We start from the raw sequence: 25,534 nt of genomic DNA, 5'->3' as shown, positions 1-25,534 counted from the left end.
TCAATATGAAAAAAACAGATGTAGCTGTAATTGGCCTATCCTGCGTCTTTCCCGGGGCACAGGATGCCAACACTTTTTGGCAGAATATTGTCAATAAAGTCGATTCTACCGAGCTGGCTCCGGCTGATCGGATAGATCCGGTTCATTTCAGTGATGCCACAAGTCCCGTTGACCGTTTTTACTGTCAGCGTGGAGGATTTATCCCTGACTATACTTTCGATCCTACCGCATTTGGTATTTTGCCATTAGCCGTTGAAGGAACGGAACCTGATCATCTGCTTACCCTTGATCTGGTACAGAAAGCACTGGAAGATGCAGGCGTATTTCAAAAGAATACTTCCCTTGAAAAAACGGGAATCATCATTGGTAAAGGAAACTATACTGGTCCGGGTGCTACCCGTGCCATCGAAATTGTAAGAACAGGAGAACAGATTTCTTCGTTGTTACAGGAATTGCTGCCTCAGGTTTCTTCTGTGGATATTGAAAAAGTAAAACACGCTTTCCAACAACGTAAAGGACGTTTCGCAGCTGATACCGCAATGGGATTAATACCCAATCTTGCAGCCTCTCTTGTCGCGAACCGCTTCAATTTAGGAGGCGCTGCATTCACTGTAGATGCCGCTTGTGCCTCTGCTTTGATTGCTGTAGATCATGCTGTACAGGAACTTCAGAGAGGCCGTTCCGATATCATGATCGCAGGAGGCGTACACACAGGCCAGAATGCTGCTTTCTGGAGTATTTTTGCCCAGCTGGGAGCCATGTCCCGCCAACAGCAGATCAAACCGTTCAGTATGGATGCTGACGGCCTATTGATCGGTGAAGGCTGTGGTTTCGTCGTGTTAAAAAGACTGGAAGATGCCGTTCGTGATCAGGATAAAATCTATGCGGTAATCAAAGGAGTTGGTGTAAGCAGTGATGGTACCGGAACCAGCGTGATGAGCCCATCCGTAAAAGGTCAGTTAAAAGCTTTAGAACAAGCATGGATCAATGCTGGTTTAGATAAAAACAAAGTGGGATATCTTGAAGCTCATGGCACAGGAACGCCGCTGGGAGATAAAACAGAACTTCAGACCTTAGCCCAATTCTTCGGGAAAGAAGAAGCAGCTCCGGCTGCGGGTATCGGATCTGTGAAATCCAATATCGGGCATGCTATGCCTGCAGCCGGAATTGCAGGATTAATTAAAACCTGTTTAGCCTTACATCATGATACTTTACCACCGACCTTGTATTGTGAAAATCCAACCTCGGAGATGCAGAACACAAGGTTTGAACCTGTACAGGAAGCCAGAAACTGGTCAAAAACAGGACTTCCAAAAGTAGCCGCAGTGAATGCTTTCGGATTTGGAGGAATCAATGCTCACGTTGTTCTGGAAGGCTATGATATGCCGAAAAAAGATCATGTACTAATCTTGGCAAGACCTACCCATGAAGAATTGCTTTCAGCATTACAAAATAATGAAACAACTATTGGTGAAGGAGATTTTAGGGTTGCGATATTCGATCCGATACCTGCCAGAATAGAAAAAGCCATTAAAATTGTTTCCAAAAATATCACGTGGAAAAACAAACAGGATATCTGGTACACCTCTGCTCCGTTATTAAAAGATGGCGGTAAAGTAGCCTTTGTATTTCCTGGTTTAGATGGACTGGCAAAAGGTGAAGTAGAAACGGTAAGCCGTTATTTTGGGCTTACAGCTCCTATTGAAACGGAAGGTGAAGGTCTTTTAACCGATGCTTTAAACGTTTTCAACAATTGCAGTATCCTTGATAATTCACTGAAAAAACTGGGAATTATCCCGGATATGAATGCAGGACACAGTTTAGGAGAATGGTTAGCCGGTTATTCTTCAGAATTAGCAGAAGCCAACTCTGTAAAAGCCTTAATTGATGTCCTTCACCCTGAAACTTTTGAATTAAAAGACTCCAAATTCATTGCCATAGGAGCCGGAATTGAGGTGATAAAACCTTTTATTGCTGAAATTTCAAACCTTTATGTTTCCAATGACAACTGTCCTAATCAGGTGATTCTTTGCGGAAGCAATGCAGCTTTGGATGAATTGGTGCCTTTGTTAAAAGCAAAACAGATCTTCCATCAGGTACTGCCGTTCCAGTCAGGATTCCACTCTCCTTTTATCGCTGATAAACTGGATGTGATCCTTGCAGGAATGGAAAAAGCACAGTTCCAGCAGACAAAAATTCCATTGTGGTCTGCCACAACACTAGAACCTTATCCTACAGATCAGGCAGCGATCAGAAAACTGAGTGCCGAACACTTGGTTGAACCTGTTCGTTTCCGTGAACTGACAGATAAACTATACGAAGAAGGTGCAAAAGTCTTTATTCAAGTCGGAACTGGCGGTCTGATTGGATTTATTGATGATACTTTAAAAGGAAAAGATTTCAGCACCATCGCTTCCAGCGTTCCTACCCGTTCTGCACTGGCTCAGTTACAACGTGTAGTGGCTTCCTTGTTTGTAGAAGGGAAAACAATCGCCCTTGACTTTTTAGAGATTCAGAATCATTCGAAAAGACCATCAGGAAAAGGCATTAAACTGGAATTAGGTTCACCTATCATCCGGAATTTTAAAGAAGTAAAAGCGTTGGCTCAGTCATTGGATACGCCAAAACAATATACAGCAACGGCTTCAGCTATTGCTGCAAAAAGCGGCCACCCGCTCGTACAGGCATTCCAGGATAACGTTGCCGATATGATCCGCATGCAGGAAGAAGTATTGACTTTATTCCAAAACCGTCCGGAGATCACCATCCAACGTCCGGCAGCTTCAATAACACATGTTGCTCCAAAAGCACCAAGAAGTACAACCTTCTCAAAAGACTTATACGTAACGCTGGAAAGTCATCCTTACCTGATCGATCACAGCTTATTGAGACAGCCTAAAGGATGGGCTCATGTAGCAGATATGGAGCCGGTCATTCCGATGACGATGATCTTTGAACAGCTTGCAGAAATTGCAGAAGCGGAAATTCCGGGAACACAGGTTCATAAAATCATGAATGTAAGCGTATTCCAATGGATGAACGTTGCCAAACCGTTTGAAAAAACCGTAAAAGGAGAATGGCGTTCACCGAATCACGCTTATCTCGATATTGAAAACTTTGCGAACGCAGAAGTAGTCTTAAAATCAGCTCTTGTTCCAACGCCTGATTTCAATCTTTCCATCGGTAATCTTTTGCCTATTGAAAGAACTCCTGAAGAAATCTATGACATGCACATGTTCCATGGAGAAAAATACCAGGGAATCACTGAAGTTTCAGCCGTTGGAGACAAAGGAATCATCGGAAAAATAAAAGGAAACGGCGGCAAAGGTTCTTTACTGGACAATGCAGGACAGTTATTCGGACTTTGGCTTCAGCTTACTTTAGTGAAAGACCGTATTGCATTTCCTGTAAAAATCAGAGATATTGAATTCTTCGGAGATATGCATGATCAGGAAGGTATTTTTGAATGTACCTGCATGCTGACCGAGCTTAATGATGAATTCGCCATTGCAGATATCATCCTGAAAAGAGACGGAAAAGTATGGTGCGCCATTACCGGATGGCAAAACAGAAGACTGGAAATAGATGCTCCATTATGGAATGTTTCCATGTCACCGCTGCACAACCGTCTTTCGGAAGAAATTGCTCCTGAAGTTTTCTTTTTCCATCAGGCCTATACCAGAGTCGCTTCATGGGATTTTATCCTGAAAAGATATTTCAACCAAACGGAAAAACAGCATCATCAGCAGTTACTACCCAACAAAAAGAAAAACTGGATGGTAAGCCGTGTAGCGGTGAAAGATGCCGTAAGAAATCTCCTTCGTCAGAAAAAAAACCATTCCTGCTTCCCGATCACCTTTGAAATCCGTTCCGATGAAGTGGGCAAACCTTACCTCATCAGTGATTTTACAGAAGACATTCATATTTCATTGGCTCACAAAGGAAAAGAAGCCGTGGGAATCGCGAGATATGGAAAATCTGTAGGAATCGATATGGAACTGATGGAAGAACGCAGTTCAGGATTCTACGACATGGTATTTACCGACAAAGAATTAACCTTATTAAAAGACAGGGACCAGGCGGAATGGACCACCCGTTTCTGGGTAGCCAAAGAAGCTTACGGAAAGTTCTTAGGAACAGGACTGAAAGGAAATCCTAAAGCCTTCGAAGTCGAAATGATAAAAGACGATCACCTGTGGATCAACAACATTGAAATCAAAACTATTAAACATAAAAATTATATTATCGGATGGACACTGTAAACGCAACATTAAAAATGAACCACGAAGAACTTTTTACTTTATTAAAAGGTTTTATTACTGAAGTGATAGGTGCTGAATTTGTAGAAGAGATGGATATTACTCCTGAAAGTTCATTCACCAGAGATCTTGAAATGGACAGCATTGAAATTGTCTCTTTCTCTGAAAAGATCAAGGCGCATTTTGGCGATCAGATCGACTTTACGGGTTGGTTATCATCTATGGATCTTGACCAGCTGATTAATCTTGACCTTAGTATGATCATCAATTATATCTACGAATGCCAATAATCACTGTCAATAACAGACAAGTTCATATACAGGAACTCAATAAAGGAGCTGAACAAACCGTGGTACTCATCCACGGTATGTTCAGCAACCTTTCCATTTATTATTTTAATATTGCCCCTGTGCTGACAAAGCATTTCCATGTGGTGATGTACGATCTGAAGAGTCACGGTATGAGTGAACGCTTTCCGGATGGGTACGATCTTGACAACATGTCATCCGATTTGATAGGTTTAATAGATCACCTTCAACTGGAAAAAGTACACCTTGTAGGCTATAGTTTTGGAGGTCTTATTGCGTTGAAAACAGCTTTAGAATATCCTTACCGCGTCAATCAGCTCGTGGTGATGGAAGCTCCGGATCCTCAGGATGAAAAAGCCCGTAACATCATTGATGAATACAGCAAAGAATTTCTGGAGCATTACGTAGCCAATTTTACAGACACCACCAAAGTACAGATGGGTAAAAGACAAATGGAAAAGAACCATCGTATGTATGAATTTCTGTTTAATCAAACCACCATTAAAGCAGATATGATCAGGGAAAAACATTTCCTTGGTGAAGCTGACTTCAAGGGATTGGAAACTTCCACTTTATTGCTTTATGGAGCTGATTCCAACTGCAGACCTACAGGTGAATGGCTGCAATCTCAAATCAGCCAGTCTGAACTTGAATTAATTCCGGGCGATCACAATATTCCTATCCAGGAACCTCAGCTCATCGCTGAAACGATCACTCAATTCTTATCTAAAATTTTAACACAAAACCATGGCTAAATTTGCATTTATAGTTCCACCATTGACAGGACATGTCAACCCTACTCTAAGCATCGGTGCTACGCTGCTGGAAAGAGGACATGAAGTAGCCTGGATCAGCCTTGACCCGACTTTAGAGGCTAAACTTCCCGAGGGAGGAAAATTATTACTGATCCAATACGATCAGACCGACGAAGAAAAGAAAGAAAGTGAACAATATCTCGATATTATCTCCAAAAAAGTAGTGTATGGTATAGACAGCGTTAAGTTCCTGTATGAAGAGGTCCTTATCCCGCTGAACAGACATTGCTATAATGGAATTGTTTCTTTATTAAAAATAGAGCAGCCCGATTTGATTATCGGGGATCATCAGTTATTTGCAGCTCCGGTTGCAGCCAAAACTCTTGGTATTCCTTATGCCACTTCTGTTACCGCTCCGGCAGCCATCAAAATTATGAATGAGCTTCCAAAAGTACACGAATGGGAAGTGAATCAGATCCTAGATTTACAGAAAGAATTGGGTTTCCATGAAGAACGTTCCCTGGCAACTTCAGACTTGCTGACACTTGTTCTGACCTCTAATTATTTCTTTGGGGAAATGGATGATCTGCCTTCTCAATATCAGTTCACAGGTCCGGTTCTTACGGAAAGACGTATCTCATGTGATTTTGATTGGGACCGATTAAAAAGTGCTGACAACAAAAAGATTTTAGTAAGTATCGGAACAACCTTCGATCATGATCATAAAAAAGCATTTTTCCAAAAGGTCATTGATGCCTTTAAAGATGAAGATCTGACTGTTGTAGTCGTTTCAGATCCGCAGCTTTTTGAGCAGTGGCCGGATAACTTTATGGTGTATCAGCAGGTTCCGCAACTGGATTTGCTGCCTCATCTTGACGGCGTAGTTTGCCATGGCGGTCATAATACCGTTTCTGAAACATTATCCAACGGAATTCCTTTGGTTGTGATTCCGATTGCGTATGATCAGTCGCACGTTGCAGGACGTGTGGTGCGTACAGAAGCGGGTGAACGTCTTAATTTTAACCGATTTAAAGCCAACCACCTGAGAGAAGCTGTACAACAGATATTAAATACTCCAGGCTACCGCGAAGCCGCCCAAAAAGTTGGTCAGTCTTTTGTGGAAGCCGGAGGTTCAGCTACAGCAGCCAATTTATTGGAACAGGCTTTATCAAGAGCTTCAAAACCTGAAAAACCGTCTAAATTTTTATTTGTAGTTCCTCCGTTTTTCGGACACGTGAGTCCTACTTTAAGTGTAGGAGCCAGTTTAATTGCCCGTGGACACGAAGTAAAATGGTTTGGAATTACGCCTTTAGACAGCAAACATATTCCCGAAGGAGGTTCTTACTTCTATCCTGAAGAAGATCTTATTCCATACCAGGAGGAAATCGCCCGGATTTTAAAAAGACAGGATGACGGACCCGCATGTTCCGGACCTGAAGTAATGAAACTGGCACTGGAAGAAACCTATGTTCCTTTCGCTAAAATGATGATGCCGGGATTAACGAAACTTACTGAAAGCTGGATGCCGGATGTGATTGTAAACGACTGTATCACTTTCGGAGGTGCTCTTTTCGCTCATAAACATCATATTCCTTGTGTAACGACAACTCCGGTTCCTCCGGATGTGATGGGAGACACGGAAAAAAGTGCCCCTAAAATCTGGGAATGGCAACAGAACTTAATCAAAGATCTTCAAAAAGAAGTGGGCATTCATGAGGAAGGCATTTATATCCATTCTCATAAACTGAATATGGTGTTTACTTCACAGGCTTTCGCTGGTTTTGAAACCGTTCCGCCTCATATGAAATTTGTAGGCCCGGTAAAAGGTCGTCCCAACGATGCTCCATTCGATTGGGATAAACTGAATGCTTCTACCACTCCAAAGATATTTGTATCGTTGGGAACACTGCTGGTAGATATCAGAAAAGCGTTCTTTGAAAAAATCATCGCTGCATTTAAAGACCAGCCGGTTACCGTAATTGCCGCTACTCCACCGGAAATTTTTGAAGAATGGCCGGATAACTTCATCGTGAACAGCTTCGTTCCTCAGTCTGCGGTGATGCAGCGAATGGACATGGTGATCTGCCACGGTGGTTTCAATACCGTTAATGACACTTTCAGAAATGGATTACCGATGTTGATCACTCCTATCGCTTACGATCATTTCCATATTGCAAAACTGATCGAACAGGCAGGCTGCGGAATCAGTATCCAATACAAGAGACTGCGTGTAGATGCCCTTCGTGAAACGGTTTTTGAATTATTAGAAAATCCGAAATACAGAGCTGCTGCCCAGGAAGTAAGAAACACATTTACCCTTGCAGGAGGTAACGATAAAGCGGTAGAACTGTTAGAAAACTTTGTACAGGAACATTCAACATTAGCTTCCGTATAGCCTATGAATCCACCTATAAAAAGAAGACTGTTATTTGGTGAGCGCATGTTGCTGGGAGACGGAACAGAACCCTTCAACGTTGTTATTGCGTTCCGGCTGAGAGGTTCTTTTACATTAAAAGAGATCCAGCAGGCTCTGGCACGAATCCAAAATAAACATCCATGGCTGAGAGCATTGATCAGTTATGACGAAAAAAATATTCCCTGGTTCAATGTTCCTGAAAAACCTGCTTCTATCCCTGTAAGAATCATCACCAGACAAAGTGAAGATCAGTGGCAGGAAGAATCCAGAAAAGAATGGAACACCAACTTTAATTACGAAAAATTGCCCCTGATCCGGTTTATCTGGATCAAGGGTGAAAACGTTTCTGATATGCTGTTTGCGTTCCACCATTGTTTATGCGATGGTGGCTCTGCCATGGCTTTTTCACATGAATTCCTGAAGGTACTGGACAATCCTGCTGCTGAAATCGGGGTAGAAAAACCAATTTTAGGCATCGAAGATGTAGTTCCGGCCAGTATTCTGAACAGCCGCCGGCAGAAAATGAAAGCCAGATTTATCGGAAGGCTGGCTGCTACTGCCATCAAATGCATTCCCGTAGGTAGGAAAGCCGTGGAAAGACAGAATGACTATCTGATCCACTGGAAACTGGATGAAACCGTGAGCAAACAATTAATTGATTACTGCAAATCTCAGAAAGTAACCGTCAATACATTTTTGAGTGCAGCAGTATTGCAGGCATTTAAAAAAGTAAGAGGAGAAAAATCTTTCAATAAAGTTTCCTGCCCGGTAGATATCAGACGTTTCGCCAGGCAGATTAAAGAAGATCATATTTTTGCTTTTGGATTAATGATAGTGGTTTCTTCCGATGAAAAACTGAGTTTTTCAGATAACCTTCGTGCGATGCAGAAATCTGTGGAACAGAAGACCTCAAAACTGAATCCTTATATCACGATGATGGTGATGGAATCCGGGCACGATGCACTGAATAATTTCACCAGGCTTTTAAAGAACGGGAAATCTTCCAACGACTGTATGTTTTCCAATCTGGGACGTATTAAGATTCCTCATCAGTATAAAGCTTTCAGTGTAGATACTATTTTCAGCCCTACAGTAATAGGACCTTTAGGAAATACAACTACGATGGTGACCTCAACCTACCGTGGTGAAATGGATTTTTCATTCATGGGAAGCGAAGGATATTTACCTTACACCGATGCATTAGCTGTCCGTGATGAGGTAATACAGACTATTCATTCACAACTAAAACAAATGGCAGTATCATGATCAAAAGACCTTTAATGATGGTGGAAAGGATCATGTATGTAGATCCGGAAACGCCCTTAAACTGTATTTACACGGCAAGAATCAAGGGAAAAATTCCTGAACAAAATTTTAAAGCTGCTTTAGTAAGAATCCAGCAGAAGCATCCTATTCTGAGAACGAATATTGATCATAACATTGGATGCTATCCTTTTTTTATGGGACAAAGAGATATTGAACCTATTCCCCTTCGTATTGTTGAGCGTAAAACAGATGAAGACTGGTTTAAAGAATCTGAAAAAGGATGGTTTAAACTTTTTGAAACGCCCAAAAAGCCATTGGCCGAAGTAGTATGGGTAAAGGGACAGGATACTTCTGAAATTCTTTGGATCATCCCCCACTGTATTTCAGACGGAACAACCGGAGTAACCTTAATTCGTGAACTTTTAAGCTTGCTGGACAATCCATATGCTCCATTAATTCCTTATGTTGCTTTTGAATCTGTTGATGATTTCCTGCCTTCAGATTTTAACACTGGAATAAAAAAATACAAAGCCAGCCTTTACCTGCTATTTGCTAAAATATTCTTTTCCATCCAAAGAAAAAGTAAAAAGAGAAACCAGGGAAAAAATTATGCGATTCACTGGAAAATGACTTCAGAGGACACCAAACTGATCACTGAAAAATGTAAAGCTAACGGAATTTCTGTGCATGCTTTGTTGTGCTCCTCGGTGATGCAGGCCTTTCGTGAAGTTCAGGGAGACCGTGCCAAAGGCAAAGTGATCAGTCCTGTAGATGTGCGGCATTTTATTCCGGAGATTAAAGAAGATCATTTATTTGCTTTTGCTCCTACAGTAGAACTTTCTGTGAAAAAAAACAGCAAGGATGTTATGAGCAATGCCAAAGAGATCAAAAAGGATCTTACTGAGAAAATCAACAAGATGGAAGCCCGTGAACTTCTGTGGATGGGTGAGCACATGCATCCTGTTGTGGGGCGTATGATCAATATGCTGAAATCCAGTGAAGGCGGACATGATATCACCTTATCCAATATGGGAAAGGTAAATATCTCTAATGATTACAAAAATTTCAGTCTGGAAACAGTCTTTAGTCCTACCGTAGCTTTCCCATGGCTGAATTCAAATACTTTAGTCACCAGTACATACAACCAACAGATGGACTTCACTTTCATGTCCAATGAAAACTTTCTTCCCAAAGAAGAAGCTCATCTGATCAAAGATAAAGCCATCGAGCTATTGACCCTCTCTCTATGAAATTTAAAATAAAGCCTCCGAAACCCAGACCTATAAAGAAAACCACCCTCAAACGCTTTCTCATGAAGCGTACAATTTACTATGTCCTTCCGAATGTATTTTTTAATTTCATTATTGCCTATGCCAGTTTCAAAGAATTGGGCTACACGCATTTCTTTTCGGGAACTCAAAACCTGGCCCGCCTTACCCTGCCGATGGCGGTCTTCCTTCCGGTAGTTCTTACTATTGATATCATAAAAAGAGTAACGGATGCCGCCAGCCAGGAAGCCATAGAGTTTACGGTGGACGAACAGTTGAATATCAAAAAACTGATGACCAAACTAAGCATTTTACACGGTTTGATTACCGGATTATTGGTATTATCAATCCTCTATATAGGACAGTATAATTTCTCAAAGGATTATAAACTGGATGCAACAGCAATGGCTGTGGTAGTGGGAATACTGGCGGGAATATTATCTGTGATTTTTGTGTATTTACCAGTATGGAGATTAAGAAGATGGATGTGCAAAGTAACACCAGTACCAGCAGATATAAACCCATAATTTTAAATAAAAACTGCTACAATACTGGATATCATTTAATTAAAAATAAAAAAAATAACCATATCCGGATGATCATGAGGTTACAGATCATTTTTATGCACAGATTTAATTAATTTTTTTCTCTGAAACTTAATATTTGGTAAATTTTTTATATTTATATGGAAAATTTGCAAGAATTTTTCTTGAACAGAATGACCCACAATGTATGTACAAAATAACGGATCAGTTAAAAAATATAGGATTCAGTATCAATCGTTTAGATTACCTTATCAATAGAAATAACAACAAAAGAGAATTCAATACCTTGGAATATTTTTGTATCTATATTATTCTGGAAGATATCCAGTTAACGATAGATAATGTTCCCTACCCATTAAAAGGGGGAAATATTGCCTTCGTAGGCCCGCAAAAGAAAATCGTTTTCGGGGAAACCAAAAGATCAGATGTCTATTCCATTGCATTTTCATCCAGTTTTTATGAAAGATCAACCAAAGACAGCCTTTTTATCAATTCCCAGCTTTTTTATAATTATAATTCCGACATATTTATAGCTCCTTTCCTCGATGCAGAACAGATGAGAGTGATATTCCTGGAACGTATGGAAACTTTCCGGAAAAAAGATGAAAGCCTGTATATCTCTGCTGCCCATAATGCCATAGAAAGACTGATGCTGGACGCCCTTTTACATATTCCCACTGAAGAAATCAAAAAGGATATCAAATTTGATTATATGTATTATGTGAACCGCTTCAAAGTTCTGCTGCAAAGAGACTACAAAAAGGCAAAGAAAGTAGCATACTATGCAGAAGAACTTAATATCTCACCAAGGAAACTCACTGAGATGACAGAGTATGTACTTGGCAAAACAGCCAAACATATCATCATTGAAAAGATCATTATCGAATGCAAAAAAGCTCTGAGTTTCTCAAACTCCACAATCTCTGAGATATCTTATGACCTGGGTTTCAGCAATGAAGGAAATTTTACCAATTTTATAAAAAAACATACGGGAAAAAATCCCTCCGAAATGAAATAATTTGTATATTTACATAAGTAACCTTTTGGGGAAAAATATAGGTTATATGCTTGCAAAGTACATTTTATTCATTTTGTTATATTTTGCTTTTACAAAATCTTTTGCACAGGCAGCAGACGGTTTAAGACTTAATGTAAGGCTTTATCCGGTGCAGATGCTTGCTGTGGGTACAGGATTTTCGGACGAGGGGAATGAGTCTTCCTTCCGGGAGGTTCAGTCTGTAATGATCTCAAGTCCGTCAGGGTTTCAGCTTAATGCACAGTATGATGAATATTTAGGTACAATCGGTAATACCGATACCAACAGAGAAAGATCTGAAGAATATCATCTTATCAGCCATCACAAAGGAGTGGTGCAAAAGAGATATATTATCGATCATGAGTTAGAAGATGCAATAAAAAATTTAAGCTCCAACACCAACTATGAGCAAAATTTTTTAATACTAACTCTAATTTCTCAGTAAAAAATCAAGCAAAGCCTTAAAAAAATAATTATGCACTGAATAACAATCTTGTAATTTATTCATTCCCTTTATATTAAGTAAAATTAATGTTTAATATCAATAAAGCATTTTTTTTACTTTATGGTGATTTTATCAGCATTTAAATGATACTTTTTATGTAATTATTCATAAAAAGAATTTATACATGTGCGCTTATTTCTCTGTAAAAATTCACAAATAATAAGTATTTTTTCACAAAGATCCTGATGTTCTTTGTATTTACCTTTGCATCCGCAATTTTAAAATAATTAATACAAAAAAACGTCTTTAACCTTATGAAAAAATTTATTTTAGCATCTTTCGCTATCGTAGGATTCTCTACATTAAAAGCACAAAATGTAACACTGAATGTTAGACTTAAGCCCATCCAGACTCTTGTCGTTAACAACGCTCAGAAAATCGTTAACTTAGACTACGTAACTAAAGATGACTACGCAAACGGTGTAACTTCTGTAAACGCAGATCACTTAAGTATTTACAGTACAGGAGGATTTCAGGTAAAAGTAAAAGGTGGTAATGATGTATTAGAGTATGGAGGTAAAAACATCCAGGCTAACAGCATCCAGATTAAAGCAAGCGCAGGTTCTGACGCTGTAAACGGTGCTCAATATGCTCAGAATGTACAGTTATCAACTAACGAAGCAACTTTGGTAACTTCTTCTGCCGGAGGGGTAGACAAAAAAATTAACATTGAATACACAGGAGCCGGAGGTAACACTTACCTGAACAATTATATTGCCGGACAGGATCCTACAGTATACACTACTCAACTTACGTATACCATTATTTCTCAATAATAGCTATCATTATGTAATGATAAAGTGTTGTACCTACCACAACACTTTATCAACACTTAAAAACTAATCTCCGTCATGAGCAGACTTTCTCTTCTCCTTTTCAGTCTTCTTTTCCTATCCTCTTTTTACGGATATGCGCAAACAGGAGTTTCGGTTTCGCCGCCAAGACTGTATTTTGAATCGGGGAACGGAAACAGCAATACCCAGACCATAACGGTAACCAATGTAAGTGCCAAAAATTCTCTGGATCTTGCCATAAGCCTTGGAGACTGGGAATATGACGGCAAAGGTGAGAATGTAACATATCCTGCCAATACCCTTCCCTCTTCCTGCGCAAGTTGGGTTTCAGTAAAAAAAGAAGATAATTACTTCACGCTGGCTCCGGGAGAAAAAAAAGATATTGAGGTAACCATTACAGTTCCTAATGTGCTTTCAGACCAATTGGCTGCACATACGGCTGTTCTGTATGTAAGCCAGATGAATCCGGTAGATGATGTGGATCATAAAGGCGCCAACATCAAAGTAAGCATCCGTTCAGGAATCAAATTATTCCACAAGATGCCTGCCGCCAAAACTAAAAAACTTGAAATCCAGAATCTGGTATACGGAAAAACAACCAATACAGTCAACCTCTTTTTTGACAACCAGGGAGATGTATGGGGTGACGGAAAAATATACACTGACTTTGTGAATACCCAAACCGGAAAAAAAGTGTCACTGGACCCTGTTATCTTTTATACTATGCCCGGAAACAAAAGGGAAATGGATATCCCGCTTCCGGCAGGCCTTGAAAAAGGAAAGTATACCGCTTCTGTAATGATTGATTACGGAGACAACAACAATCTGGAATTAGGAGAATTAAGTTTCAGCTATGAATAGTAAAACATTCTTCTGTTTCTTGCTGTTGATTTCCCTGAACTGCTTCTCACAGATCAATTACAACTCATGGGTGAACAGTTACCTGCAGATGAATTCTTACAGCGGAAATACCAATCCTGACGCTTATACTTTTACCCTGGCTGGTAATGGAGCGTTTAATATTCCTTACTGGAAAATATCCATGAGGCTGAAACAGCCTATCACCTCTACGGACGGGAATTATACGATGCCTGCCAACAAAATATCATTTCAGCCGGTTTCCACTTCAGGACAGGCTTATCCGGGACCTGTGCCCACCATTCCTCAGATCGGAATGCCGTTAAATACTTTTCTTCAGGCCAACCAGGAAGTTTTTTTAATTCCACAATCCAATGCAGCGCTGTACAATCAGCCACCACAGCCCAACGGCTATTATAACCTGCAGGTAAAATACAGCCTGACCGTTATGGGAGGATCTTATCTGGGAAACTACCCTTCCTGGACCAGATTTAACGCTCCGGTACAGTTTACGGCGTATGACCAGTACAACAATATTATTGGCAGAGCTGATCATAATTTTCAGATTCACATCGGAACGCTCAGCGGAACTCCGACCGATGTACCCGAAATGTCGCTTCAGTTTTCTGCAAAAGCAGTCAACGGTTCACTGGAATTCAGGAGCATATCTGATTATGTTAACGGAGTAAGTGTCATCTATTCTAATGGACTGATTGTAAAAAGCAATACCAATTATCAGATCAAATTACGTTCTCTTCAGGGGCAGTTCAGTTCTCCTGCCGGAAATTTTATTCCTTTGGAAACCGTAAAACTTAATCTCACCCCCGTTTCAGGGAACACAGGCAATGTATATCCCATCTTACTGAGTGCTTCTCCCCAGCTTATCGCTACAGGAGGTTCCACCGGAAATTCCAGTCTATATTATGATATCAGATATTCCACCAAAGCCAATGATGAAAGGCTGATTAATGCCAAATCGGAAGAATATTCCACCACCCTTCAATACGAGATTATCCCCCAATAACCATGCTTCAAGACCTGTTCAAAAAAATCTTTTTCATTTTTTTGATTTCGTTTCAGATATGGATTCCGGCACAAAGCAGCTCCGGAGTAAGTCTTGATATCCGGAATGAATCCAGAACAGATAAAACAGGGATACTGGATCTGATCATCGTCCTTGACAATCAAAGCACAAATGATTTCAAAGGAAAGCTGAACATCACGATTCCTCAAGGTTTCAGAAATATTTCAGGAAACAATCTTCAGGTTGAAATGAAGCCTGGTGAACACCTTTTCTTACCTGTAAAAATACTGGTCAGCAATAATGCCGTTTCGGGAGAATCCCGTCTGGGTTTCCGTATTTCGGACCTTCAGAATAAAACAACTACAGAAAAAGAAATACTGCACACGGTTACTGAAAACAATGCCATGCGCATCACGGCAGAAAACCCACTGATTTATGTGAATAAGCCTACGGATTCAGTAGAAGTAAGGGCAAGGGTTTCCAACCTTGGGAACAGAAAGCAGAATGTAACGGTAGTCTTTAAAATTCCGGAAGCTGAGCAGGGAAATGCTTTTATAGAAAAAAAAGGAAGTATTGGTGTACAGAAAGACTCTGTGTTTGTCTTCCGTTTTCTGCCTTCCGGAATCAGATCCCGCAGTCCTCAGATTTCCGTTACTATTGCAGGCTTCAGAGAGCCGGACAGAGAAATATTCGGCAATACCAGTGTCTCTATCCAGAATGTTTCTTCGGTACAGCGTTATGAGGATATGGAATCCACTGCTTTTTCCAACTTTACGAGGAATACCATCACGGCAAGTTACCGCCATGCCGGAGAAAACCTGGATATGTATCAATTGGTAGGTTCGGGAGGCTTCAATCTTCCTTCAGGATATATTTTCATCCGGGGAAATATCTATACCATGACGAATCAGAGCGATCCTATTGTGAACAACACCTATCTTACCTATCACAGGGAAAACAGCGAATTCACGATCGGAAATATCAATAAATTACTGGAACTCTCTATGTTTGGAAGAGGACTGGAATATGCCTACACTTCTTCGGATAAAAACAAGAAAATTGAAGCTGGTTTTGTAGACCAGACGTACAGCCTCATCGAAAGAAATTCTTTTCTGAAGTATGGCTATGGATTTTACACCAGAGGAACTCTTGGGGCTCAAAATGCTTCCCGTAATATCTCCGGAACGTATATTTTCAGGGATGATCCTTACGAAAAAGCCAGACATCATGTAGCCGGAACAGACCTTCAGTATGCCTTCGGCAAAGACTGGAAAACGAATACCAAGTTATATGGCGGACTGAGTTTCTACGAAAACAACCAGCCCACGAAGCCTTCCCTGGCTTTGGAATCACAATATTCCGGAATGATCAAAAAGGTGAATCTGAACGGAAATTATTTCTACAGCACAGATTATTATCCCGGAAACCGAAGGGGAATCCTGCAGATCCAGCAGAATTTCTCTGCAATGGTCTTCAAAGACCATTATGTATATGCCAACATCATGGCTTCCAACTTTTCCCCTAAATTTTACTTTTACAACAACACCCTGAATTCAAGCAATATAAGACTGGATACAGGAATCAACTTCCCTAAGAAAGGGAATTTCGGGATGGGACTTGGCTATCAGTATCAGGAAGAAAACTCCAACTCTTATAATAATTTCTTCAACGCACAGCCCTACGAAAACACGAAACAGCTGAAAGCACAGCGTTTTACGGAATACCTTACCTGGCTGAGTCCTGATAAGCAACATACCTCCATCTTAAGCATGGAGACAGGATTGGTTCAACATCCGGACAACGACAAACAGCAGTTCCAGATGAAAGTAAGCGGAACTTACAGCTACAAATGGCTTACCGTGAACGGGATCTATCAGCACGGAAGTTATTTCCTTTCCGAATATGCTTTTTCAAAAATGATGAACCAAAGCATTCCCTACGAAAAGCTGTCCCTTTCTGCTTTTGTGAATAAAAACTTCTTCAACCGTCAGCTGAATGTCACCTCAGGGGTTTCTTATACGGATGATGTTCTGTATGGAAAATCACCTTCCGGCTTTATGAACCTGAAGTACTCAAGGGAAAAGTATGCCCTGTACCTGAACTCTTCCTACTTCAGCTATACTGCTGGAAGTTTCACCAATAATCTGTTGACCGTTGAAGTCGGTGTAACCGTCAATCTTAGAAACAGCACGCTGGATCCGGGTAAAAAAGGCAATATCAAAGCCTTTGTTTATTATGACCTGAATGAAAATAATATCTATGATGAAGGCGACAAAGAAGCGGCAGGCTACCTGATTATGCTCAACAATATTTCATTTAAAACCGACCCTTCAGGTTCTATCAGTTATCGCTCCATTCCTTACGGAAAGTATGCCCTGAAACAGGTGATCCAGCAAGGCTGGTATTATGATGAAACCGAATTTACGGTAGACAAACACCACTACTCTTTTGAGATTCCTCTTCATCAAAACGGAACTACCCAAGGAAAAGTAACCTATGATTTTGATTCCAAAACCGCAGTAGATTTCACACCCAAAACCGGAGGGGTACTCTTCAATATTTACCGCAACGAACAGTTAGTACAGCACATCATCACCGATGACAACGGGGAATTTGCCTCCTTCCTGCCCTCCGGAAATTACAGAATTGAACTGAACAAAAACTCTCTGCCTTCCAACACCTATTGCGAACGCTCTACAGATACCTTCAAAGTGGAAGCCGGGAAAATAGTAAAACTGGAACCTTTTGTGATTAAGGTGAGGGAAAAGGTGATCAGGGTGAAGAAGTTTGGGAGTTAAAGTAATCGGAATATAACTCACCATTTACTTACATTATTATGAACTTTCACAGCAGTATCTATGTATAAATTAACTAAAAGATTAAGAAATGGATACTTAAATACCAATAAAAATTGAGTAGAGATTTTAACTATTATAAAGTTTCCTTGATTAGGTTTGTAATGTTAGGTAAATTATTTGTAAACCAATCCGGAAGATCAGAAACTTCAACAGAGATTGCAGGAATGCCATTTTCTATCTTTACTAATTCAATATGCTCAAGTCCTGAGGTATCATAAATATCTACAGTATCAAACATATGAAAATGAATATCTAGTTTTTCAAGATTACCATAAAAATTAGCAGCAATTGTCGCCGGATCAACATAATGCCCACCTTCCTTTGATCTTGTAATTACTCTTAATTCGGAAATATTTGTATCTGTTAATCCAAAGAAAATAAGATGAATATTATATCCAAAATTTTTAAATCTTCTTGGAACATCCCATGTTGCTTCGTTGGTAAAATGCCCCTCATAAGCAAAATTCACTTGATTAGCAAGTGCTGAATCTGTTAGGTTCTCAAAAGTTGTGTGTACAATTTCTGCAGCCCGCCGGGTACATTCTTTAGATGATTTAATTCCACTATCCCAAAACTCCTTCTTCTTTATCATCAATAGCTTATCTCCGTCAAAAACGTCTTCTCGTAATGATTCAGGAATATAGGCTGTACCTAAACTCGACTTTCCTGCTCCATTAGACCCAGTGATAATATATAGATTGGGCATTTTTATACAAGTTCGGCAAAACTCAATTTTTTTCGCAAACCTTTTGCTTCATTATCAGAAAGCCTTCTCAGAATATTAATATCCGTTTTTGATTGTTGAGCTGAAACTACTACGATAGTTCCATCAGGATATTCAAGATAACATTCTTTAGTTCCTAATTCCTTTGTATTGATCATAAAAGGTTGCCCTGCACGAAGTTTTTGTTCACGTAATTTTTTTACAAGAACTTTACTGTTATTAGGTGGGAATTTTACTTTCATAATACTCTCGAATTTACAAATAAAATTTGAATTATACAATAAATGGTTCTAAGAATGTGTAGACCAACCAAACTGTCTTTTTAGACTTCAATCACTAGTTTATTTTCAAAATATCTATCCGGTTCTCATATAAATCCCTATCTTTGATAGTATCATATGATACTATCAAGAATATGAAACCTCCCTATACCATTACAGACACCATTTTATTCTTAGTGGCTTCTATTTCTGAGAAGATAGGAGAAATCAATGCATCACATCTTTATAAACCTGTCACTGAATTAAGGAAAAAGAACAGAATCAAAACCATTCAGGCTTCATTGGAAATTGAGGGGAATACAGTCATATAAAATTTATACTTATAATCTAATTGTAATAAATTTTAGAAAAGAAGTATCTATTTAGGGTATCAAGCGGATACTGTTTTATTTATAGCAGGTTTTTAGTAAGTTTGTCTTTTACAAGTGATTTTTTAAAAGACGATAACCTATACTATTAAAGACACCTAATGCCATCAAAATTTTTATTTCTAAAGGATCTTTATCCTGAGCTTTTTAATTGTGCAAGATTAGCAGAAACTTTATATCATATAGATGCCAGTTCATCAATATCAAAATCAAGATTATTTTGTGAAAAATTGATTGGTTTAATTGCTGGTTTTGAATCAGAAGATATCTCTCATTTAAGTCAACACGATGCTATACAGTATCTAAATAATCACGAGATCTTACCTGATACAATAACTGATATCTTCCATGTAGTTAGAAAATCAGGTAACAGAGCCTCTCATGATGGTTCTAATAAATCTGATGAAGCTTTATTTATTTTAAAAAAAATATTTAGCCTGGCTAAATGGTTTTTTGAGACTTACGAAGAAGATACCATTGAAAACCTTGTCTATGAATTACCGCCCAATAAATCTGATGAGGAAATAGCATCGTTAACAGGTAAAGTTGATGAATTAACCATTCAATTAAAAAAATATGAAGTAAAAATTCAATCACTGAATGTTTCAGAAAGTGGTATAAAAAAGAGAAGAGAGAAAGCTCAATTTTATGCTGATAAGATTAATCTAAGCGAGCTTGATACAAGAATCCAACTGATAGACGTTCAGTTGAGAGCTGCCGGATGGGAATGTGATACAGAAAATATTAATTACAAGAATAAAAAAACATTACCCGAAAAAGGAAAAAATAAAGCAATTGCAGAATGGCCATGCGGAGGAAAGTATGCAGATTATGCTTTATTTATTGGTACTGAACTCTACGGTTTAGTTGAGGCTAAGAAATATAATACTGATATTTCTACCAACCTTCGGCAGTCTAAAGTATACTCAGAAAATATCCATCCGCAAGCTGAAATTACTTTATTGGGGCAGTGGGATACTTATAAAGTTCCATTTCTGTATTCTACAAACGGGAAAAAATATTTAGAACAACTGAAAACTAAAAGTGGAATTTGGTTTCAGGATATAAGAAAGTCTACCAATCGTCCGTATGCTTTAAAAGGATGGTACTCACCGGAAGGTCTAAAAAAACTATATACTAGAGATTCTGAAGAAGCAAACGAAAAACTTTTAGAAAGTGATTATGAATATCTAACCTCCCCAAGTGGTTTAAATCTGCGTGATTATCAGATAGAAGCCATACAATCAGTGGAGAATAAAATAATTGAATCTCCTTTTGATAAAAGAGCCTTGCTTGTCATGGCTACAGGAACAGGAAAAACCAGAACTATTAATGGTTTAATATATAGACTAATAAAAGCCAACAGATTTAAAAGAATTCTATTTTTAACAGATAGAAAGCTTTTGGCAACTCAGGCACGTGACAGTATTAAAGAAAATAAAGTTGAAGCTCAACAGTCTTTTGGTGGAATTTATCAGTTTGATGACCTCGGGACAACCATTCCGGACTCAGAATCCCGTCTCCATTTTGCCACCGTTCAGAGTATGGTAAAAAGACTCTTCTATAATGAAGGAGAGCCATTAACTGTGGACACTTATGATTGTATTATTGTTGATGAAGCACACCGTGGTTATCAATTGGATAAAGAGATGAATGAGGATGATTTTGGAATCCGAAATGAAGATGACTATGTAGCACAGTACCGCAAAGTTCTGGATTATTTTGATGCCTTTAAAATTGGTATGACTGCAACGCCAGCCCTTCACACAACAGAAATTTTTGGAGAATCTGTTTATAATTATTCTTATCGAAGAGCTGTGATAGATGGTAACCTGGTAGATCATGAACCACCATTTAATATTAAAACTCTTCTTAATACCGAAGGAATTACATGGGAAAAGGGAGAAAAACCTCAGGTATATAATGGTGAAACCGGAGAAATAACAGATTTGGATGAACTGGAAGATGAATTGAAATTTGATGTAGAGCATTTCAATAAACAAGTTCTTAATGATAATTTCAACAGAACTGTACTTCAGGAACTTGTTAAACATTTAGATCCTGAAGGTAATGAAAAAACAATCATCTTCGCAGCAAGAGACAGTCATGCAGATACCATAATCAATATGCTGGGTGAAGAGTTTGAAAAAATTGGCGTTGATGTTCATGAAAAAGCTATTCAGAAAATTACGGGTAGTGTTTATGACAATGCACAACTAACCAGAGATTTTAAGAACGAAAGATATCCTAATATTGTAGTTACGGTAGATTTATTAACTACCGGAATTGATGTTCCTTCGATATGTAATGTTGTATTTATGCGTCGTGTACGTTCCCGTATATTGTACGAACAAATGCTGGGAAGAGCCACACGTCTTTGCCGTGAAATAGGAAAAGAATCATTTAAAATATTTGATGCAGTTCGGTTATACGAAGCATTAAAAGATTATACCCAGATACAAACAGTAGGAAATCCTTCTTATAGCTTCCAACAACTGGTAGAAGAAACTGAGAGAATTTCTGATGAGCAGCGTTTATATAAACAGGTTGAGCAAATTATTGCAAAATTGCAAAGAAAGTCAAGAAACCTAACTGCTGAACAAAAAGAGCATATTTCTTATCATACAGATGGAAATACCATTGAAGGATTAATACAATCTTTGAAAAATACAACAAGCTCTGAAATAAAAAATACAGTAGAGCAATTAAGCTCACTTTGGAATTATCTTGATACAAAAGTATACAAGAAATATTCTCAATTTGTTTCTACACACGAAGATTCTGTAATGGAAGTTACCCGTGGATATGGAAATGCAGATAAACCTGAAGATTATATAGAAGGATTCAAAAAATTTCTTCAGGAAAACAGCAATACGATTACAGCAATCAATATCATTTGCAACAAACCTCAGGAGCTAGACCGTAAGTCATTAAAAGAATTAAAGTTACTTTTGGATGAAAAAGGTTTTAATGAAACTTCTCTGAATACTGCTTGGAAATCCACAAAAAATGTGGATATTGCGGCCGATATTATAGCTTATATCAGAACACTTTCTATGGGAATTGACCTCATAACCCCTCAGGAACGTGTTCAGAAGGCCATTAGCAAGTTAAAATCAAAACATCAGTGGACTGCTGTGCAATTAAGATGGATAGACCGTTTTGAAAAGCAGTTGATGGCAGAAACCATTCTTACAAAACAGGACTTAGACTTAAGACCTTTTGTAGATGAGGGAGGTTTTACAAGGCTAAATAAGATATTTAACAACGAATTAGAAGAATTGATAACAGAGCTGAATAATGAATTGTATTCAGCATAGAGATGTAAAATGAGCGCACAGGAAATAGCCAATAAACTTTGGAACTTATGTAATGTGTTGCGCGATGACGGCGTAACGTACCACCAATATCTTAATGAACTTACATTTATCCTTTTCCTTAAACTATCTGAGGTAAAAGGATTTTCAGATCAAATCCCTGAAGAGTACAGATGGAATAAATTTGTAGAGGAAACAGATAATGTAGAAGCTTTTAGATTATACCGTGATTTTCTAGCTAATGTAAGCAGTAAAACAGACAGTCCATCTATCAAAGATATCTATACTAATGCTTCTACTACGCTTACTAAGCCTGTAAACTTTAATACTCTAGTTCAGGCTATTGATAAGCTTGATTGGTATGAAGAATCTGACCGTGATGTCATGGGAGATATCTACGAAAGTCTGTTGGAGAAAAATGCAGGTGAGAAGAAAAGTGGTGCCGGGCAATATTTTACTCCACGTCCATTAATTAATGTAATGGTAAAACTAATGGCTCCAAAATTAGGCGAAAGATGGAATGATCCTGCCTGCGGAACCTTTGGTTTTATGATTTCTGCTGACCATTATTTGAAAGAAAAAACAGATAATTATTTTCATTTAGATAGTGATAAACGTGAATTTCAATATAAAAAAGCATTTTCAGGTGTGGAACTTGTTGGCGATGCACACCGTTTAGCATTAATGAATTCACGATTACATGGAATGGAAAGTGAAATCATTTTAGGAGATACATTAACAAACTTAGGTGAGAATCTAAAAGGTTTTAATGGTGTACTAGCCAACCCTCCATTTGGCACGAAGAAAGGAGGAGAAAAACCTACCAGAACAGACTTAAAATATATATCCAGTAACAAACAGCTTAATTTCTTACAACATATTTACAGGAGTCTTATTACAGATGGAACAGGTCGTGCTGCGGTAGTACTCCCAGATAACGTTCTATTTGAAGATGGTGACGGACAACGCATCCGAAAAGACCTTATGGAAAAATGTAATCTGCATACTATTTTACGTTTACCAACAGGTATTTTCTATGCCGCAGGGGTTAAAACCAATGTTCTATTCTTTACAAGAGGAAAGAAAGAAGAAGGAAACACCAAGAATGTATGGTTCTATGATATGAGAACCAATATGCCAAGCTTTGGAAAAAGAACACCTTTTACAGAAAAAGCATTTGAAGATTTTATTACAGCTTATACAGGAGGATTAACTGCTGAAAACGTAGTAAAAGAATATGAAGGAGCAATAGATGAAGAAAAAAGGAAGCAGATAAAAGACGAACGTTGGCAATGCATTTCTCGTGAAGAAATTGCAAAGAAAAATGATTCTTTAGATTTAGGATTAATTGCCGATGAAAGTTTGACTAAATCATCTGATATAGGCGAACCATTGGATATTGCCAATAATGCATTAAAAGAGCTTAATGCAATTCAAAAAGAATTGGAAAATTTGATAAGAGAACTAAGCTAATGGAAGTACTACCTAAAAATTGGGTTAAAATAGAATCTAATTTAGTTTCTGACATAACAGATTATGTTGCCAATGGTAGCTTTAAAACGTTAAGTGATAATGTAAGAACTTTTGATTCTGAAAATTTTGCAATACTTATAAGATTAAAAGACTTCAATACTAATTTTAGTAAAGATTTAAAATATATTGATGAAAGTTCATATTTATTTCTAAATAAAAGTAGAATAGAACCAGGAGATTTATTCATTTCAAATGTTGGTAATCCTGGAATATGCTATATAGTGCCTAAATTAAATAAACCAATGAGCTTAGGTCCAAATGGAATTAGATTAAGAAGTAAAAATAAAATAAATGTAAAATTCATTAAATACTATTTAGAATCTCCTCATGGAAAAAGTGAGATTAATAATATAGTAACTGGAACTGCTCAATTAAAATTTAATAAAACAGATTTTAGAAATCTGAAATTCCCTCTTCCTCCATTACCAGAACAAGAACGTATTGTAGCAAAGTTAGATGCTTTATTTGCACAACATGAAGCAATGAAAAAAGCATTGGAGCGTATTCCTCAATTACTTAAAGATTTTCGCCAACAGATTTTAGAACAAGCTGTAAATGGAACTCTATCGGAACATTTCCATGAGTCAAATAAGCAACCTAAATGGAAATTAGTAAAACTTCAAGAAGTTTGCAAAATAGTGGATCCACATCCTAGTCACAGGACACCACCAGAAGTAATTAATGGGGTTCCTTACATTGGAATTGGAGATATAGACGTTAATCACAAAATTGATTTTCTTAATGCAAGGAAAGTAGATAATAAAGTATTACAAGAACACATTAATCGTTATAAACTTAAAAATGGTGATTTTATTTTTGGTAAAATAGGAACAATAGGAAAGCCAATAAAAATACCAGACACACAAGATTTTTGCTTATCTGCAAATGTTATATTAATACAGCCACATGAAAATGAAATAAATCCTCACTTTATTTTCTTATACCTAGACAGTCCTCTTTTTATGAGGAATGTTTTGGAAAAAACTAAAGCTACCTCTCAACCAGCATTTGGTATAAAAAAAATGAGAGATGAATTAGTAAATTTACCTAGTCTTAATGAACAACAAGAAATTGTTTATCTTGTAGAAAGTCTCTTTGCCAAAGCAGATACTATAGAAAAACGCTATAAAACTTTAAAAGAAAAAATAGACAGCCTCCCACAGGCCATTTTGCACAAAGCTTTCAAAGGAGAATTAGTTCCTCAGCTCCCAACAGATGGGGATGCAAAAGACCTTTTAGAAGAAATTCTAAAACTGAAAAAAGAAGTAAAGAAGAAATAAAAACATAAAAAAGGTTCAGCACATGCTGAACCTTTTTATATTTTAAGGTAGTGTTTCACTAACTGTGTAAGTTAAAAAGTTATTCTGAAAAATTTTTGAGCCCTCTAAAGCTCAAAAATAATTTTCGGAAATAACTTTT

Annotated in this window: 18 protein-coding genes and 1 pseudogene; 17 read left to right on the top strand and 2 right to left on the bottom strand. The window is 38.1% G+C overall.

The annotated features are described in order from the left end of the window. The first annotated feature begins 5 nt into the window (after positions 1 to 5). The 13 genes from BW946_RS07305 to BW946_RS07245 all read left to right on the top strand — a co-directional run bounded on the left by BW946_RS07305 (position 6) and on the right by BW946_RS07245 (position 17,832). Complete coding sequence (locus tag BW946_RS07305) at positions 6 to 4,262, top strand: type I polyketide synthase (protein WP_076595546.1); 4,257 nt, start codon at positions 6 to 8, stop codon at positions 4,260 to 4,262. Then, positions 4,250 to 4,549, top strand: a complete 300-nt coding sequence (locus tag BW946_RS07300; RefSeq protein ID WP_034696900.1) for an acyl carrier protein — start codon at positions 4,250 to 4,252, stop codon at positions 4,547 to 4,549. The genes BW946_RS07305 and BW946_RS07300 overlap by 13 nt, the downstream gene beginning before the upstream one ends. Beyond that, on the top strand, positions 4,540 to 5,322 hold the full coding sequence (locus tag BW946_RS07295) for an alpha/beta fold hydrolase (RefSeq protein ID WP_076595545.1): 783 nt from the start codon (positions 4,540 to 4,542) through the stop codon (positions 5,320 to 5,322). Before BW946_RS07300 ends, BW946_RS07295 begins: the two co-directional genes overlap by 10 nt. Then, positions 5,315 to 7,717, top strand: coding sequence for a glycosyltransferase (locus BW946_RS07290; RefSeq protein WP_076595544.1), 2,403 nt, complete (start codon positions 5,315 to 5,317; stop codon positions 7,715 to 7,717). Before BW946_RS07295 ends, BW946_RS07290 begins: the two co-directional genes overlap by 8 nt. A gap of 3 nt (positions 7,718 to 7,720) precedes the next feature. After that, entirely contained in the window at positions 7,721 to 9,004 is a 1,284-nt protein-coding gene (locus BW946_RS07285) for a condensation domain-containing protein (RefSeq protein WP_076595543.1), read from the top strand. Continuing rightward, a complete protein-coding gene (locus BW946_RS07280; RefSeq protein WP_076595542.1) occupies positions 9,001 to 10,254 on the top strand; it encodes a phthiocerol/phthiodiolone dimycocerosyl transferase family protein in 1,254 nt (417 codons plus the stop codon). The genes BW946_RS07285 and BW946_RS07280 overlap by 4 nt, the downstream gene beginning before the upstream one ends. Positions 10,255 to 10,316: 62 nt before the next feature. After that, the gene (locus BW946_RS07275; protein WP_228402478.1) at positions 10,317 to 10,799 is read left to right on the top strand and encodes a hypothetical protein; all 483 of its coding nucleotides are present in this window, start codon (positions 10,317 to 10,319) and stop codon (positions 10,797 to 10,799) included. Between the two features lie 205 nt (positions 10,800 to 11,004). Beyond that, positions 11,005 to 11,835 carry a helix-turn-helix domain-containing protein gene (locus BW946_RS07270; RefSeq protein ID WP_076595540.1) on the top strand — a complete coding sequence of 277 codons (831 nt, stop codon included), beginning with the start codon at positions 11,005 to 11,007 and terminating at the stop codon, positions 11,833 to 11,835. A 46-nt stretch (positions 11,836 to 11,881) separates the two neighbouring features. After that, entirely contained in the window at positions 11,882 to 12,298 is a 417-nt protein-coding gene (locus tag BW946_RS07265; protein ID WP_076595539.1) for a hypothetical protein, read from the top strand. A gap of 314 nt (positions 12,299 to 12,612) precedes the next feature. Next, on the top strand, positions 12,613 to 13,134 hold the full coding sequence (locus tag BW946_RS07260; protein WP_076595538.1) for a hypothetical protein: 522 nt from the start codon (positions 12,613 to 12,615) through the stop codon (positions 13,132 to 13,134). 75 nt (positions 13,135 to 13,209) lie between these two features. After that, positions 13,210 to 14,013: a fimbrial biogenesis chaperone gene (locus BW946_RS07255; protein WP_076595537.1), complete on the top strand. Its 804-nt coding sequence runs from the start codon at positions 13,210 to 13,212 to the stop codon at positions 14,011 to 14,013. After that, complete coding sequence (locus BW946_RS07250) at positions 14,006 to 15,034, top strand: hypothetical protein (protein WP_076595536.1); 1,029 nt, start codon at positions 14,006 to 14,008, stop codon at positions 15,032 to 15,034. Before BW946_RS07255 ends, BW946_RS07250 begins: the two co-directional genes overlap by 8 nt. A gap of 41 nt (positions 15,035 to 15,075) precedes the next feature. Continuing rightward, a complete protein-coding gene (locus tag BW946_RS07245) occupies positions 15,076 to 17,832 on the top strand; it encodes a COG1470 family protein (protein WP_139325979.1) in 2,757 nt (918 codons plus the stop codon). Between the two features lie 133 nt (positions 17,833 to 17,965). Here the strand turns inward: BW946_RS07245 and BW946_RS07240 are convergent, their stop codons facing one another. Next, the gene (locus BW946_RS07240) at positions 17,966 to 18,598 is read right to left on the bottom strand and encodes a zeta toxin family protein (RefSeq protein ID WP_076595534.1); all 633 of its coding nucleotides are present in this window, start codon (positions 18,596 to 18,598) and stop codon (positions 17,966 to 17,968) included. A gap of 2 nt (positions 18,599 to 18,600) precedes the next feature. Further along, on the bottom strand, positions 18,601 to 18,858 hold the full coding sequence (locus tag BW946_RS07235; RefSeq protein ID WP_076595533.1) for a hypothetical protein: 258 nt from the start codon (positions 18,856 to 18,858) through the stop codon (positions 18,601 to 18,603). Positions 18,859 to 19,031: 173 nt separating this feature from the next. On the opposite strand from BW946_RS07235, the pseudogene BW946_RS07230 reads away from it, so the two are divergent. The 4 genes and pseudogenes from BW946_RS07230 to BW946_RS07215 form a co-directional block, all read left to right on the top strand. Further along, positions 19,032 to 19,202 (top strand): annotated as a pseudogene (locus tag BW946_RS07230) (Fic family protein); the annotation flags it as partial. Between the two features lie 164 nt (positions 19,203 to 19,366). Next, positions 19,367 to 22,585 carry a type I restriction-modification system endonuclease gene (gene hsdR, locus BW946_RS07225; protein ID WP_076595532.1) on the top strand — a complete coding sequence of 1,073 codons (3,219 nt, stop codon included), beginning with the start codon at positions 19,367 to 19,369 and terminating at the stop codon, positions 22,583 to 22,585. A gap of 9 nt (positions 22,586 to 22,594) precedes the next feature. Further along, positions 22,595 to 24,055 carry a class I SAM-dependent DNA methyltransferase gene (locus tag BW946_RS07220; protein ID WP_076595531.1) on the top strand — a complete coding sequence of 487 codons (1,461 nt, stop codon included), beginning with the start codon at positions 22,595 to 22,597 and terminating at the stop codon, positions 24,053 to 24,055. Then, on the top strand, positions 24,055 to 25,395 hold the full coding sequence (locus BW946_RS07215) for a restriction endonuclease subunit S (protein WP_076595530.1): 1,341 nt from the start codon (positions 24,055 to 24,057) through the stop codon (positions 25,393 to 25,395). Before BW946_RS07220 ends, BW946_RS07215 begins: the two co-directional genes overlap by 1 nt. Positions 25,396 to 25,534 lie beyond the last annotated feature (139 nt).

The organism is Chryseobacterium sp. RU33C, from assembly GCF_900156015.1.
In the GTDB taxonomy this organism is placed as follows: domain Bacteria; phylum Bacteroidota; class Bacteroidia; order Flavobacteriales; family Weeksellaceae; genus Chryseobacterium; species Chryseobacterium candidae.
Note: the sequence above shows the minus strand (reverse complement) of the source record. Positions and strands in the feature narration are given on the sequence as shown.